Source organism: Paenibacillus sp. FA6 (assembly GCF_051550225.1).
Classification (GTDB): domain Bacteria; phylum Bacillota; class Bacilli; order Paenibacillales; family Paenibacillaceae; genus Paenibacillus_AQ.
The window spans coordinates 3,654,880-3,669,944 of the sequence record NZ_CP188820.1 but is presented as its reverse complement, the minus strand read 5'-3'; the positions used below and the strand labels follow the sequence as shown (position 1 = coordinate 3,669,944).

Annotated in this window: 13 protein-coding genes; 11 read left to right on the top strand and 2 right to left on the bottom strand. The window is 42.9% G+C overall.

Annotated features, from left to right (window positions below; translation table 11 throughout):
* Positions 1 to 28: 28 nt before the first annotated feature.
* From ACP8HI_RS17160 to ACP8HI_RS17150, 3 genes are all read left to right on the top strand, one after another.
* On the top strand, positions 29 to 544 hold the full coding sequence (locus tag ACP8HI_RS17160) for an A24 family peptidase (protein ID WP_438347417.1): 516 nt from the start codon (positions 29 to 31) through the stop codon (positions 542 to 544).
* Between the two features lie 15 nt (positions 545 to 559).
* A complete protein-coding gene (locus ACP8HI_RS17155; RefSeq protein WP_438347416.1) occupies positions 560 to 2,326 on the top strand; it encodes a DUF6382 domain-containing protein in 1,767 nt (588 codons plus the stop codon).
* Positions 2,327 to 2,464: 138 nt separating this feature from the next.
* Positions 2,465 to 2,971 (top strand): hypothetical protein, encoded by a 507-nt coding sequence (locus ACP8HI_RS17150; protein WP_438347415.1) that lies wholly within the window; start codon positions 2,465 to 2,467, stop codon positions 2,969 to 2,971.
* A 23-nt stretch (positions 2,972 to 2,994) separates the two neighbouring features.
* On the opposite strand, the gene ACP8HI_RS17145 is transcribed toward ACP8HI_RS17150, so the two are convergent.
* A complete protein-coding gene (locus ACP8HI_RS17145; protein ID WP_438347414.1) occupies positions 2,995 to 3,891 on the bottom strand; it encodes a TIGR01777 family oxidoreductase in 897 nt (298 codons plus the stop codon).
* 169 nt (positions 3,892 to 4,060) lie between these two features.
* Positions 4,061 to 4,531, bottom strand: a complete 471-nt coding sequence (locus ACP8HI_RS17140) for a DUF2621 domain-containing protein (protein WP_438347413.1) — start codon at positions 4,529 to 4,531, stop codon at positions 4,061 to 4,063.
* Between the two features lie 124 nt (positions 4,532 to 4,655).
* Here ACP8HI_RS17140 and ACP8HI_RS17135 point away from each other — a divergent pair, with 124 nt between their 5' ends.
* From ACP8HI_RS17135 to ACP8HI_RS17100, 8 genes are all read left to right on the top strand, one after another.
* Positions 4,656 to 5,783 (top strand): deoxyribonuclease IV, encoded by a 1,128-nt coding sequence (locus tag ACP8HI_RS17135; RefSeq protein ID WP_438347412.1) that lies wholly within the window; start codon positions 4,656 to 4,658, stop codon positions 5,781 to 5,783.
* Between the two features lie 43 nt (positions 5,784 to 5,826).
* Positions 5,827 to 6,726, top strand: a complete 900-nt coding sequence (gene purU, locus ACP8HI_RS17130; protein ID WP_438347411.1) for a formyltetrahydrofolate deformylase — start codon at positions 5,827 to 5,829, stop codon at positions 6,724 to 6,726.
* A 251-nt stretch (positions 6,727 to 6,977) separates the two neighbouring features.
* The gene (locus ACP8HI_RS17125) at positions 6,978 to 9,338 is read left to right on the top strand and encodes a DUF7408 domain-containing protein (RefSeq protein WP_438347410.1); all 2,361 of its coding nucleotides are present in this window, start codon (positions 6,978 to 6,980) and stop codon (positions 9,336 to 9,338) included.
* Positions 9,335 to 10,264, top strand: coding sequence for an ATP-binding cassette domain-containing protein (locus tag ACP8HI_RS17120; protein ID WP_438347409.1), 930 nt, complete (start codon positions 9,335 to 9,337; stop codon positions 10,262 to 10,264). The genes ACP8HI_RS17125 and ACP8HI_RS17120 overlap by 4 nt, the downstream gene beginning before the upstream one ends.
* Positions 10,261 to 11,196: an ABC transporter permease gene (locus tag ACP8HI_RS17115; RefSeq protein ID WP_438347408.1), complete on the top strand. Its 936-nt coding sequence runs from the start codon at positions 10,261 to 10,263 to the stop codon at positions 11,194 to 11,196. The genes ACP8HI_RS17120 and ACP8HI_RS17115 overlap by 4 nt, the downstream gene beginning before the upstream one ends.
* Positions 11,197 to 11,254: 58 nt before the next feature.
* A complete protein-coding gene (locus ACP8HI_RS17110) occupies positions 11,255 to 13,027 on the top strand; it encodes a phage tail tape measure protein (RefSeq protein WP_438347407.1) in 1,773 nt (590 codons plus the stop codon).
* Between the two features lie 29 nt (positions 13,028 to 13,056).
* Entirely contained in the window at positions 13,057 to 14,046 is a 990-nt protein-coding gene (locus tag ACP8HI_RS17105) for an AAA family ATPase (RefSeq protein WP_438347406.1), read from the top strand.
* Entirely contained in the window at positions 14,043 to 14,978 is a 936-nt protein-coding gene (locus ACP8HI_RS17100; RefSeq protein WP_438347405.1) for a DUF58 domain-containing protein, read from the top strand. Before ACP8HI_RS17105 ends, ACP8HI_RS17100 begins: the two co-directional genes overlap by 4 nt.
* The last annotated feature ends 87 nt before the right edge of the window (positions 14,979 to 15,065 follow it).

The window sequence follows — 15,065 nt, the reverse complement described above, 5'->3', positions numbered from 1 at the left end:
AACCCTTTATAGGAAATGAGGAAGAGATATGGAGATCGCTTTTGCTGGATGCGCACTTCTCGTAACGGCAGCCTTTATTACGGATATTAAATCGATGAAGATACCGAACAAACTGACTATCCCTGCTATTTTATGCGGAATAATCTATCACTTTATAGCTTCTGGCTGGAGTGGGGCATTGTTTGCCGGAATAGGATTAGCTGCCGGATTTAGTATACTCTTTGTGATGTACTGGATCGGAGCAGTGGGAGCGGGAGATGTCAAACTATTCGGAGGAATTGGTGCATGGACAGGAATGATGTTCACGATTCAGACGTTAATGTATTCCATATTATTCGCGGGACTCATTGGGATTATGATTCTGTTGTGGCGTAGAGAGACATTATCCCGTCTACGAGAAGTAGGGCGTGGAATAGCAGGTTTTTTTCTACTAAAGGATATTGATATATTAAAGAATTGGAGTAAAGAGCAAATTCGTTTTCCGTTTATGCTTGCCGTTGTACCAGGAATCATCTGTGCTTATATCTACGCTTTTCCTTATTAGAAAGGGGTGAATAGAATGTTTGGATTAACACAGGATTTCATCCACAATGGTGGTAACTATATGATTCTGGACAGCCCAGAGGGACTCACTTCATCTGAATTAAACAGAGTACAGACCAGCATGATCACTGCGACGAAGATTCCGCATCTATTATCTCTTCGGTTGAAGGAAATAAATTTTAAGGTGAGTCTTCAATATGATATTACGGATAAGAAGATGCTTACTCATCTACTCAAAAGTGAAAAGTTAACAATGGAAGAATTCTACGATCTGCTGCTTCAACTGGTGAATGCGCTAGAAGAGAGTACTTCATATATGCTAGATCAGGATAAATATATCATTCAAGAAGATTATATATTTGTGGAGGGTCCTCTTCATATTGGGAAATTATATTTAACCTATTACCCCATTCAATCTTTGAAGAATCCTGAACCATTAGAGTCATCGCTAAGTAAGTTGATCACAAGACTAATGACATCGGTGTCCGAATTACAAGGGAACGGGATCCAAACGTTACTACAATATATGAGTGTTGAGGGGTATGCGTTGTCCGGTATGAGAGGTTTGCTTCTGAATTTGTTAGCTCAGGCTGGGGAGCAATCACCATCTAAGCCTACTCACAATAGTATGCCTCCATCCAATTCGTACCGACCTGACCCTGATATAACACCTGATTCCCATTCGATTCTAACTCGAAATTCAACACCAATTCGTTCCACTAAGCCATATGAGCCTGATCTATTCTCCCAACCAGTTGCTAAAAGGGCTGAGGGTGTATATCTTGAACGAAAAGTGGGATTGTCTGCAGCTTCGTTTCAGATGGATAACCAATATGATAACGATTTAAAAGATGAAGATGGAGATTATGAGCCAGGGCCCATAGCAACATATGTATCTCTGGGTTGTCTAGTCGCTTGTGCTTTAGCATGGCGATATCTCTATATGGCATATCCAGGGACAGGCATGTTAATCGTAAGTATACTCGTCACAGGTCTGCTTGGAGCTATCGCATGGATGGGTTGGAAGGGAAAGATCAGGATGCCAATGAAAGGAGCAGAGCCTTTAACAGAATCAGTCGCTTTATTTGATTCACGAGGATTAGGAGATTCTAGTCTGATTCGAAAAAAGGCATCATTTCAAGTAGAGCGTTTAACAGGTTTCTTCGGTGGATCATCAAAGGATAAGGAATTGGAGCCATCGCGCGAAAGATGGGTATTTCCAGATAACCCAAAGACTGAGCGCACTCAAACAGACGCTGTAAATGAAATAGAGGATGAAGCCTCTTCAAGCGTTGGGGAAACTGAGGATGATTACTATGCCAAGCTTGGTCACAGAACAGAAATGTTATCTTCGCCTCGAGTGAATGCAACCGTTCTGTTGATGCCAGAGAATAACATAATTCAGGGTAATAATGGGGTGATTCGTCACTCAAATCCATACCTAGAAAGAAGAGAGATGGGGCAAGTAATTAAGGCTGGACTCATGTATGAGGACTCTGCTCAAGGGGATCTCCCATCCGTTCGAATCGAACTAAATCACCCACATTTCATTATTGGTAGAGCTGCGGAAGTTGCCCAATTCGTAGAAGAAACGCCTGGTACGTCAAGAGCTCACGTAGAACTCTCTAAAGGAAGCGAGGGATATGTCATTAAAGATCTGGGATCCAAGAATGGAACCTTATTAAATAAAGAGTTAATGGTCTCCTATAAAGAATATCTGCTCAACGATGGCGATATATTTACGATTGTTAAGGGTGAGTATACATATCACATGATGAATTAACTTGACCGAATACTCTATTCTGACGACCCTATTCATCCTAGCAATGATATCGGAATGTCCATTGTGATTAGTTTAGCATTATCCAACTTTACCCTCTGTTACAATATAGAAGAATAAACGTGGAGGAGGTAAACTGCCGTGAAGAAATATGTAATATCTATCTCAATAGGAGTCATCTTAATAGCCCTTGTAGTATTCTCTATCTATAGTCAAGCCCAACTTCATCGAGTACCTATTGAATATAGTTATGATATAGAAACGGAAGACTTTTATATCAAAGATATTAACTTTGTGGCTTACCATAATTCATTGTATGTGGCTGGGAATTATTATTTGGAGATGATTGGAGAAGATAATCAGTTTGACGGGGTTAGTTTCGAATGTTCTGTCGACGGGATATCGATCATGTCAGTGGCTCAGGCCGATGATCCTTTTCAACTGCCTGATGCTATGGGGGAGCGGAAATACTACTTCGATCATGGATTTTTATTAGAAAAAATGAAGATAAGCAAAAGAGATATTCTAGAATGGGAAATCAAATACAAAGTTAATGGAGAGACGAAAGAGGTTCACGGTGAAGTCAAATTAAAGGATGTCGTTAAGCCTTTTAGTTCAACGGGTAGTAGAAAACCAATACGCTTGTGATATATTTAAGAATTTCATGAGTATCACTTCAGATCTTGAAGGGCATCTCTGATTTCTGGAAAAGTAAATTCAAAGCCATGCTCAAGAGCTTTACTTGGGATCACTCGCTGACCTTGTAGTAGAATTAACGATAATTCCCCAACGACGGCCTTTAGCAGGAAGCTCGGAATGGGGAACCAATATGGGCGATGGTAGACAGCTGCGACGGTTCTGCCGAATTGGTCGTTCGTGACGGGATGAGGTGCCGCTGCATTCACGGGTCCATTCACTTCTGGGTGAAGGATGCAGAAATCAATTAATCTCACCATATCCGTGATATGAATCCAAGACATCCACTGCTGACCACTACCGATTCTTCCGCCTACTCCAAGTCTAAAAGGAAGTTTCATCATCGGATAGGCACCTCCATGGCTTCCAAGCACCACACTTACCCGAAGTTTCACTAATCGAACTTCCTGAATCGTGTCTGCCGCATCTTCCCATTGTTGAACAACATCTGATGGGAAGTCCATCACACGCGTGGGTGAAGTTTCTTCGAATGTTCCATCATTTGAAGTACCGTAGATGGCAATGGCTGAGGCTTGAATTACGACAGCGGGTTTTTTCTTCAACTGGGAGACTAAATTACTGACAGCTGAGACTGTCTTTAGACGCGATTCGATGATCCGCTGCTTGGCCTGCGTTGTCCATCTTTGGCTGAGAGATGCTCCGGCTAAGTTAACAAGTGCATCCAAATTCTCTAGTAACTCCGGGTGATGCTCTAATTGGTCCCAAGTGATATGCTCTATTTGAGATTGTATAGTTGTAGCATGTGTAGGAATCTTTCGAGTTATGATGATCAAGTGATGACCATCCTTGAGCCAATGTTCTTGTAACGCTTTTCCGATAAATCCCGTTCCCCCACAAATGGCAATCTTCATGATCAACAAACTCCCCTTCCATCACCTACAAATCACCAACAGTTGCAAAAAGGTCACCTAAATTCAGCGAATTCCTTTAAGCGCTAATTTTAGGTGACCAGAGTACATCTAATTACTGGAGAACTCCTAGTTTTCACTATTTCCCCGATTTTAACTGTCATTTTAAGTATTATTTGTTTAACAGATGTTCATAAGGCTTGTAATCAATTTGGTTCTTTTTTAGGAACTTCATCAGGAATTTATAGTCCCGTGCAGGCGTGGCAACAATGTATCCTCGAATGCAGTGGTCTCTCGTTACTTCGGTTGCGTTGCTTTCAACGGCTATTTTACCAATCTCGGCTGCAATGGAATGTTTGGCAATATCTCGAAATGCCGAGGGTACGGGACTAACTAATGTGTTTAATAGGGCTTTCGATTCGTCAGTCCACATCGGGCGACTCCGTTCTACCCAATAATTCTGCCAATCCAGTTTGGACTTTCCATCGGCCTTCGGGAGCACCTTTAGGAACTTGCGGAACATGAAAAATCCTCCGATACACATCGCGCCCATCATGACAATGGTCCAGAAGGCAATGGAGTTCATAAACCATCTGCTTGGAGTACTACTTGACAGTAAATTGACCACGAGTGTGGTATTCATATATGTTCACCTCAATGATATTAATCACTAATTAAGCCGTTACATCTTGATTATAGCGCATTTCTAGATTTTTTTCGCTATTCAAGTTAAAATAGAAGCTATTCGTAATAAAGGGGGATACAACATGTTGAAAATTGGTTCTCATGTGTCTTTTTCGGGCAAGGGTCTGCTAAGTGCTGCAGATGAAGCAAATAACTATGGTTCTAGTTCATTTATGATATATACAGGTGCACCGCAGAATACACGCCGTAAGCCGATAGAATCGATGTATCTTGAAGAGGGTAAGGAGCAGATGCACAAGAACGGTGTTGAGGAAATCGTCGTTCATGCACCGTACATTGTTAATTTAGGCTCGTACAAAGATAGTATATTCGAGCTTGGAGTTAGCTTCCTACAGGAAGAAATCCGTCGTACACATGCTATTGGCGTGAAGAATATCGTGTTACATCCTGGTGCATATACAGATAAGGATGCTGACTTTGGTATTCAGCGTATTGCTGACGGATTAAATGAAGTGCTGGAAGGTACAAATGAGACGGATGTTAACATTGCCTTAGAGACAATGGCTGGTAAAGGAACAGAAATCGGACGTAGCTTCGAGGAGCTAGCTCGAATTATTGATAAAGTAAAACATAATGAACGTCTAACGATATGTGTAGATACTTGCCATATTCATGATGCAGGATACGATATTGTAGGTGATTTAGATGGAGTGCTTGAGGAATTTGACCGGATTATTGGACTGTCACGAATTGGTGTGATTCATTTAAATGATAGCAAGAATCCACGGGGGGCAAGTAAGGACCGTCATACTCCTGTGGGAAGCGGATTTATCGGATTCAACACCATTAATTCTGTAGTGCATCATGAACGTTTACAAGGGATGCCTTTTATATTAGAAACTCCTTGGATCGGGAAAGATGCTAAAACTCAACGTCCGATGTATGAAATCGAGATCGCCTTGTTGAGAGGGAATGTGGCTGAGAGATTTGGCGCTGAGTTTCTGAATCAGGTTGATGAACTTCATTCCTTTTTTGCTACCAAGCAAGTTAACTCTCAGGAATTTGTATTGGACACTTGGAATTTGCTGAAGAATGACGCGAAGGCAAAGAAGGCTGATCCTCGTGAACCGTTAGAACGTCTTTATGATATGGTGATACAAGATAATCTTTTCCCAGACCTAAGTGAAGAAGGCGTAAACCACCGTATTGTGGCCTGGTTAGCAGGTCGAGATATCCTTACAAAACTTTAGGAATAACAAAGTGAAATTGAAGAGAGCGAGGTCTGTAAATATAATGGAAGTGCACATCAATAAGAACTTATCATTATCAGAAAATCCGTACAAAGAGCGTGCAAGGATGCTCATTTCATGTCCGGACGGGCCGGGGATCGTTGCTGCAGTGTCATATTTTCTTCATCAGTATGGAGCAAATATTGTTCAGTCTGATCAATACACGATGGACCCTGAGGGTGGCATGTTCTTTATGCGTATCGAATTTGACCTGACAGATCTAGATCAGAGAATAGCTGGGTTGAAAGAGCAGTTCCAAGAGGTAGCTTCAAAGTTTGCAATGAATTGGAAAATTAATAGTGTAAACCGCAAGAAGAAGCTTGCTATCTTTGTTTCGAAAGAAGACCATTGTTTAGTTGAACTACTGTGGCAATGGCAGGCTGGAGATCTCGATGGTGAAATTGCGATGGTCGTTAGTAATCATCCGGACATGAAGGACTATGTGGAGTCCTTTGGCATTCCTTATCATCAGATTCCAGTAACGGCAGATACGAAGCTAGAAGCAGAGCAACGGCAACTCGAAGTGGTGGGCGATGATATTGATGTCATTATTCTGGCGCGGTATATGCAGATTATTTCACCAACGTTTATTCAGCGCTATCGAAATCGGATTATTAATATTCATCACTCTTTCCTGCCTGCATTTGTTGGAGGGAAGCCTTATGCGCAAGCCTATCAACGTGGTGTGAAGATCATTGGAGCAACGGCACATTATGTGACAGAAGAGCTTGATGGAGGACCGATCATTGAGCAGGATGTACAGCGGGTTAGTCATCGTGATGATGTGAGAGAATTGAAGAGAATTGGTCGGACGATTGAACGTGTAGTTCTTGCCAGAGCTGTGAAATGGCATATTGAAGATCGTATTTTGGTTCATGAGAATAAGACGGTTGTCTTCGGTTAAAAAATAAATAGCTATATTAATGAAGAAATCCCGCCCTAATGGAGCGGGATTTTTGTGTTAAAATACATATATACCCTTTAGAGTAATTTATTCAAGAGATCAATTTAAATTCAATTGCAAACTTTTTGCTCACTCATCACGTCAATAGTTTTTAAGGAGAGATAGATTGTTAACCTAGGGCGACAGAGCTTGATAATCTATCAGTAGAAAAGTAGTTTCGGAGAGGGGAAGTTAAGATCTTGTTTATTCATTTGAGAAATATAAGAAAGTTGATTCTACCGATCCTAGTACTAGCCGTTCTTCTTCAAGTATGGATTATTCCAACCACGGTTGATGCAGATGGACCATCGATCACGATCAAGACGGAACTGGGTTACAACGGGAAGATGAAGAATGGCATGTGGAATCCAGTGAAAATCATACTAACAAGTGATACCGATATTTCGGGGGATATTGTAATCCAAGGCGAGGACCGTTATTCAGGGGCTGCATCCTATGTGCAACATGTGGAACTACCTCGGAATACACCGAAAGAAGTCACGATTGGAATCCCAGGATCGGTATATAACAAGGATAATAATCAGATTAGGTTCTTTAAAGACTCCGTTAAAAAAGGGGGGAGTATACCCTTTGCATCGGGAAAATCTTATATCGAGAGTATGCCTGTAAATGGTGCAATCATTGGGGTGTTGTCGGATGATCCGGATACGATGAATTTCATGAATGTCCTTCGTAGTGATGGATATGACCTCAATGTTATTCCAATGAAAGCGACTAGCATTCCAGAGGACCCTATGTTACTAAATGGTATGGATGTATTGATCATGAATCGATTCTCATCGGATACATTGAGCAAGTCACAGATCAACGGAATCTCAGGGTGGGTGAAGTCTGGGGGTACGCTAGTTCTTGCTGGTGGTGCGGGATATCCAAAGACGGCTGCAGCATTTGCAGATGTATCCCCTGTTCAATATGAGGGGACCTTCTCAGTATCGACGCTACCGGAATTAGCTGCACTTGGTGCTAAACCACTCAACTTGGAAGGGGACTTTACATTATCTAGCGCACAAGTACTAGAGGATAGTGAGATATTGTATCGAGCGGGGAATAAGCCACTATTTGCTACACGTCAAATGGAGCAAGGGAACGTCCTTTATGCAGCGTACGATCTGGCAATGACGCCAATGGATTCGTGGAATGGGCATCCGAAAGTATGGTCTTATCTTTTGAAAGACGATCTTCCTCTAATGAATCAAAATGGGATGATGTCTCAAGAGAACAACTTAAATAATCTAGGATACATACTTAATTATTTCCCTACTCTCACAATGCCTAGCTTTAGCGGATTAGTCTGGATGCTATTGATTTATGTCGTGGTGGTTGCACCCTTGCTGTATTGGATATTGAAAAAGGTGGATAAGCGAGAGTGGGCATGGTGGATTATTCCACTGATTGCTATTATTGCGAGCGGAACAGTATACACCGTAGGATCAGCGGATAAGAGTAGGGAGCTGGCCCATACGCTGAATATACTTGAATTGAATGGACGAGGTAGTTCGACTACGACGAGTGCAACCGCATTCTTCACACCAAGTAGTGGAGATTATACCCTCGAATTCCCTGGGAATTCGTACGTAAGACTTCAACGCGATAGCGGTGGATTTGGCGGAGATGGAGCGAATAATAGTTTTATAGAAGTTGGCAGTAAAGAGACACAAGTGGATCTATTGAATATGCCGCAGTGGTCCCTTGCTAAACTTTGGGTACAGCAGAGTGGTAATCGACAGGTTGGACAGTTGAACGTTACCGTATCTCTTGATGATCAAGGTAATATTGATGGACAGGTGATTAACGAAACGACAAGTGACCTAACGAAAGTTGTATTGGTCATAGGAGGAAAGGTGTATGAGCTCGGGGATCTAGGTAAGAACGAGCAAAGTAGCATCCTTTCAACAATGTCAGGAAAGAACATGAACATATCCGGAGGAAATCTAGGGTCACTGTTATTTCCTTATGTGAACACGAACAATGGAAGTAACTTCAATCGTGAGCGTGAAATATTAATGAATTATGCGCCGTATACTCCTTGGTCTCAACAGGGTTCGTACATTATTGCATGGAGTGAAGATCCGATCTTAACGTATACGCACAAAGGGAAAGCTATTTCTAGCAATCAATTGAACTTATGGACACAACCTGTAACGATGAATTTAATTCACAATGGCGCGATCAATATTCCATTTGGTTATGTCGTCCCGACTATGACGCAAGTAAGCGCAGGCTCTTGGAACCAAGATTCGAACGGGTTGATTAATATGTCACAGGGGACGGCATCATTTGAATATGAATTACCACAGCTAGATCAGAATGCGCTATATGAAGAACTGACGTTACGAGGAACAAGTCCTGGACAGAATACGGAATTCAAAATTTGGAATGAGAACAAGCTAGAATGGGAAGTTGTCGTTTGGCAAAGTGGTGGGTTCACGATTAATTCGAATGTAGAACAATATTTACTGAATGGTAAGATGTTGAGAATGACGGTAACTGTCCAGAATGAGACGACATTTGCTCTGCCGGATGTAAGACTGAAAGGAAAGGTGAAACCATGATTGAAATCTCACATCTTAGTAAACGATACGGTAATTTCGATGCATTGAAGGATATCAATCTCACCATTCCTAAGGGAACAGTATTCGGCTTTGTCGGTCCGAATGGTGCGGGTAAGTCAACTACGATGTCGATTCTAGCGACATTGGTATTACCAAGTTCAGGAACGGCTAAGGTTGATGGCTATGAAGTAACGGAATACCCCAAGGAAGTACGGAAGAGAATTGGTTATATGCCGGATTTCTTTGGAGTATATGATCAATTGAAGACGACAGAATATCTACATTTCTATGGGGCTAGTTATCATATACCCCGTAATGAACGGGAGAAGCTTATTCCACAATTATTAGACTTAGTGAACCTGAGTGATAAGGCTGATAGTTATGTCGATAGCCTTTCTAGAGGGATGAAGCAACGTCTTTGTCTAGCTCGATGTCTAGTTCATGATCCTGAAGTGTTGATTCTTGATGAACCCGCTTCAGGGCTTGATCCCCGTGCGCGTATTGAGATGAGGGAAATATTGAAAGAACTGAAATTAATGGGGAAAACGATTATTATTTCCTCGCATATACTCCCAGAACTTGCAGAAATGGTAGATGAGATCGGAGTTATTGAACATGGTGTGATGATAGCTCAAGGGAAAGTAGCAGATATTCAAAGTCGCCTGCGCGTCAAGAAAATATTGCATATTCGTACTATGGAAAGAGAAGAAGAGTTAGCAGTACGACTTCGTGATGAGCCTTGTGTTAGTGGCGTACTTGGTGACAATACGGGTGTGCACGTTCATTTCAGTGGAGGGGAACAGGAGCAAGCACTTCTACTTCAACAAATGATATCTTGGGGATTTCCAATTCTCTCTTTCCATGAGGCTCAGACCAACTTAGAAGATGTCTTCTTGGAAATTACCAAAGGGGGGCTGGGACAATGAACTGGAGTAAGAAATGGATAAATCCCGTACTTGATAAGGAATTTAGACTTCGGATGCGGACTTCCCGTTCAATGATATCTGTGATGCTGTACATATTAGCATTGGGATTCATAGCCATGGGCTTCATTTATATGACGATGTACTTGGATAATGGTAACGGTGGAAATCAACAGTTTAATTCGGGTATGAGTCAGATGATGTTCTACGTGCTGAGCTTCGCGCAATTGTTGATGATTGCCTTCATGGCGCCGGCCCTGACTGCAGGTGTAATCAGCAGTGAACGTGAAAAGCAAACCTTAAGTATGTTACTCACAACACAGCAGAGCTCAACGACGATTATTCTAAGTAAGCTGTTATCCTCACTAAGCTTTATGGCTTTGATCGTGATTGCAACTTTGCCGGTATATAGTATCGTATTTTTGTTTGGGGGAATTTCACCAAGGCAGTTAATAGCGTTATTCCTGTTCTATTTATTCATCATGCTGTTGTTAGGATCACTTGGAATCATGTTCTCTACGATATTTAAACGGACGATTATTTCGATCATTGTTACGTACAGTGTGGGCATCTTTATTTTTCTCATTACAGGACTTCTATATATATTCCTTATTAGTATGTGGCAACGTAATTATAGTGGTGCAGTTTCGTCTCCTACCTATTCATGGGTCGGGTTTATATTGGGGTTGAATCCTGCAGGAGCCATGTTAAGTTTGTTCCAGCCTGAATTTTCTAAATCTATATTTTATGTGAGAGGGTCATCCATTAATATGGAAGCTCCAATACAACTATGGGTTGAGTTCGTTCTTGTATATACGGTTGTCATTATCGGCTCATTATGGATTAGTATACGTTCTATCCGGCCCGTTCGCAGACGGAAGAAGCGTGAGCCAGCAGAAGAGATGATGGAGCCCAATGCTGAATTGATCAATTGAAGTAGCTTGAACTTGCAGGATGAAATACTCGTATTCGAAAAAAAGGGGGGTGAGAAGAATGGATGAACAGAATGATCCAGTAAACGCTAGCCGTAATCAGCAGGTAGGAAATGATGTATCCGATGCTAGGCAGGTGCACGATCATATGCAGGTGGTTCAACATTCCGTAGCTATGACTCGTAGAAGATTGCAGTTATTTCGTGTGCTGATCTATGGGGGTTATGGTTGTCTTTGTGGATTAATGATGGGACTTATCTTGTTATTGGTAGCTAGGATATGGCCTATTGAACATGTGCGATATTGGGTTGTTGGCATATTTGCTCTATGTGTCATTGTAGGGCTAGTATGGGGCTGGATCCATCGTATTAACGTAACCAAAGCGGCGAGTACGATGGATGAGTTCACTCTTGGACAAGAACGCAGCGACATGATGGTAACAGCCTTGTCGTTCAAGGATATGGAGAACTCAGCAGTTCATTGGCAGAGGAAACAGGCTGCAAAGTATGGACAGCAGTTTACTTCAACTATGAAGAAACGACTACCTCGACCGAGAAGACGCAAGCTTTGGATCATCTGTGCTTCGATGTTTATCGTCGTTCTGATCATTGCCATCCTTCCGAATCCACAAGATAAGGTGCTCGCTGAAGCTAAGAAACAACAAGAATGGGTTAAGACACAAGAGAAACAAGTTGAGGAGTTGGCTAAGAAGTTGCAGACGTCAAAGCTTGCATCACTAGTCAAGCAACCTCTTCAAGAACAGTTGGATCAGTTGCAAAAGGACTTAAATGGACAGAAGGATCCTACGCAGGCTCTTGATCAATTGGAGAAAAGTATGAAGGCAATGGAGAAGTTGGCAAAGCAACAGGAGATGAAGGAGAAATCCTTATCTGAGATGGCGGAGAAAATGCGACAAGTATCTCAGTTGTCTTCGCTTGCTAAGAGTCTATTAAATCATAGTAAAGACGAGCTTCAGAAATCGGTGAGTACTTTGAAGAATGAGATGCGTAAGCTGTCTTCAGAAGAGAAAGAAAAGTTACGGGAATCTTTAAATAAACTTGCTAAAGAAACACCTGCAAATTCTGAGAATAAGCAGATAAAAGATGCTCTGAAGCAATTGGAACAGGCGTTAGAGAAGGGCGATGCTGCGGAACAAGAACAAGCTTTGCAACAGCTAGCAGATGAGTTATCCAAAGCAATTGAAGCGAAGTTGCAAGCTATAGAGCAATCAGATCTAGCCTCAGCGCTCAGCGCAGCATTAGCACAACAGGGATTAGGTCTTGCTGATCAAATGGCTGTAGCTGGTCTTGCTTACTCGGATACATGGAGTAGTGGAGGCAGCGCCGAGATGCTTGCTCAAGCGTCAGCGGCGGGTAACCCGAGTGAAGGTGAGCCAAGCGAAGGGCAAGGAGCAGCGCTAGGGGAAGGTAGTTCGCCAGGATCGGGTACGGGTGAGGGCAGTGGATCTGGTCAAGGAAGTGGTAGTGGTTCGGGCCAGGGAAGTGGCTCAGGGCAAGGTGGTAGTGGAGGCGGCGGGACAGGAACTGGTTCGGGGGCAGGGCTAGGAGCAGGTAACCGTGAGCTAGTGACAACACCGCGTTCTTTGGATGGGAAAGCTGGGCTACAAAGTGACGGCGGCCCTACTCAAGGTGGGGGTGGAGATATTCAGAAAGGTGGAACATCTCCCATGATCGATGGTGCTAGTCGTCCCTATGAAGAAGTATATGAGGATTATGCAACAGAAGCCAAGAAGACGATTGGTAGAAGTGATCTGCCCCAGCAAATGCAGGGGTTGGTAGAAAGTTATTTCACCTCGATTAATCCTAATCGATGAATAAGACTTTTGAGGAGGACAGAGAAAATATGCCTGAAATAAAGATACAGCCTGAGGTGTGGAAAGAAACCATTTCTCGCGTACGTGAGCAGATTGGGGAAATTATTGTTGGCCAGCATGAGGTAGTTGAGCAGATGTTATGGTGCATATTCGCAGGGGGACATGCCTTGTTAGAAGGAATACCTGGACTTGGTAAAACGATGCTAGTACGTACGATTGCCGATAGTTTGGATTTATCCTTTTCACGGATTCAATTTACGCCGGATTTGATGCCGAGTGATATTACAGGTACGCAAGTTCTCTCGTTTGGGAATCAAGGTGTGACGGGGATGACTTTTCAAAGCGGACCGATATTCAGTAGCATTGTCCTTGCAGATGAAATTAACCGGGCTACACCGAAAACTCAGAGTGCCTTGCTAGAAGCGATGCAGGAACATACCGTTACGATTGGTAATGACACGCATCAATTACCACAGCCATTCTTTGTATTGGCTACACAGAATCCATTGGAGAATGAAGGAACTTATCCATTGCCAGAGGCACAGCTAGATCGCTTTCAGTTGAAGATTCTAGTTCCTTATCCCAATGCAGAAGAACTAAAGGAAATCGTGCGGAGAACGACTTCCTCGCATCAGGCAGTCGTGAGTAAACAGGCAAGCGCTTCGGAACTTATGGAAATTCAGCGTGGAGCACGAGAAGTGCTGGTTGCGGAAGAAGTGCTTGATTATGCCGTAAGACTTATGATGATGACGCATCCTGAAGAAGATTCAGCTCCGGAAGGTGTGCGTAAGAATGTAAGGTTCGGATCTGGACCGCGTGGAATCCAATCCATGATCTCTACGGGGAAGATTCGTGCTATATGTCATGGCAGAATGCACCTCTCTACGGGGGATATTCATGCTGTAGCTATTCCTGCACTAAGACATCGCATCTTTTTGAATTTCGAAGGACAGGCAAGGGGGATTACGACAGATCAGATCATTCAAGAAATATTGGATACGCTTGGAGGTAGAACATGAATGGGCAATATTTACTACCACCGGAGTGGCTCCCTCGCCTAGAGAGATTGAGTTTGGGTGCGGGTAGGAGAGTAGCGGGTACGTTGCAGGGGAAACGTCGTTCTCGCCGTTTGGGATCATCGCTTGAATTTGCTGATTATCGTCCATATAGTGCTGGAGATGATATCCGTCGGTTCGATTGGGGTGTGTACTCACGTACCGGCAAGCCATTTATTAGACAATTCATGGATGAACAGGAATTGATGGTTAGTGTGTATGTAGACTGCTCAAAATCAATGGATTTCGGTGAACGAACAGTAAAGGGGATTTCAGGAGGCAACAATGAAATTCCGAGTAAGCTACAATATGCCAAGCAGTTAGCAGCAAGTATAGGGTATATAGCATTATGTTCATATGAGCGTGTACAAGCAGCCTGCTACAGTAGCTCATTAGATTCTCGTCTTCCTGTATTAAGAGGTCGTGGAGCCGTTCATCGGTTGTTTCAGTTTCTAGAAGACGCAGCTGTAGGTGGAGAAGGTAGCTTAGCTGCAAGTCTGGGTGAGCCTGGGGCAATTCCGCGATTACCGGGAATGACGTGGATCTTCTCGGATTTCTGGCTCCGTGATGGAGAAGAGGAGATTGCAAATGCCTTATCTCGTCTTGCTGGTGCGGGTCAAGAAGTGGTACTTGTACATATCGTCTCACAAGAGGAAATGGACCCATCGTTGAGCGGAGATCTAAGGCTCGTAGATAGCGAGATTGGGGCAGGTAAGGATGTAGCTTTAACAGGAAAAGTATTACAGGCATATCGAGCAGAGTGGGATAAATACCGGAACAATCTATCAAGTTATGCAGCAGAACGTGGAATTTCTTATGTTCTTATTCCTAATGATATGCCCTTGCAGCAAGCTGTATTTGGAATATTAGCGGAGTCGGGGCTAGTAAAGACATAGTAGTGAGTCATACTACGCAAAGTTTAGGGCGTGCTTTCGAAGTCAGTTTTGCTTCGCAAAACTAAGTATACGCTTACGAAGTAGTTT

What these genes read in the sequence shown, in the direction of transcription:
- ACP8HI_RS17145 (WP_438347414.1), bottom strand. Translation starts at nt 3,891, where the DNA reads ATGAAGATTGCCATTTGTGGGGGAACGGGATTTATCGGAAAAGCGTTA.
- ACP8HI_RS17160 (WP_438347417.1), top strand. Translation starts at nt 29, where the DNA reads ATGGAGATCGCTTTTGCTGGATGCGCACTTCTCGTAACGGCAGCCTTT.
- ACP8HI_RS17140 (WP_438347413.1), bottom strand. Translation starts at nt 4,531, where the DNA reads ATGAATACCACACTCGTGGTCAATTTACTGTCAAGTAGTACTCCAAGC.
- ACP8HI_RS17155 (WP_438347416.1), top strand. Translation starts at nt 560, where the DNA reads ATGTTTGGATTAACACAGGATTTCATCCACAATGGTGGTAACTATATG.
- purU (WP_438347411.1), top strand. Translation starts at nt 5,827, where the DNA reads ATGGAAGTGCACATCAATAAGAACTTATCATTATCAGAAAATCCGTAC.
- ACP8HI_RS17105 (WP_438347406.1), top strand. Translation starts at nt 13,057, where the DNA reads ATGCCTGAAATAAAGATACAGCCTGAGGTGTGGAAAGAAACCATTTCT.
- ACP8HI_RS17135 (WP_438347412.1), top strand. Translation starts at nt 4,656, where the DNA reads ATGTTGAAAATTGGTTCTCATGTGTCTTTTTCGGGCAAGGGTCTGCTA.
- ACP8HI_RS17120 (WP_438347409.1), top strand. Translation starts at nt 9,335, where the DNA reads ATGATTGAAATCTCACATCTTAGTAAACGATACGGTAATTTCGATGCA.
- ACP8HI_RS17100 (WP_438347405.1), top strand. Translation starts at nt 14,043, where the DNA reads ATGAATGGGCAATATTTACTACCACCGGAGTGGCTCCCTCGCCTAGAG.
- ACP8HI_RS17115 (WP_438347408.1), top strand. Translation starts at nt 10,261, where the DNA reads ATGAACTGGAGTAAGAAATGGATAAATCCCGTACTTGATAAGGAATTT.
- ACP8HI_RS17110 (WP_438347407.1), top strand. Translation starts at nt 11,255, where the DNA reads ATGGATGAACAGAATGATCCAGTAAACGCTAGCCGTAATCAGCAGGTA.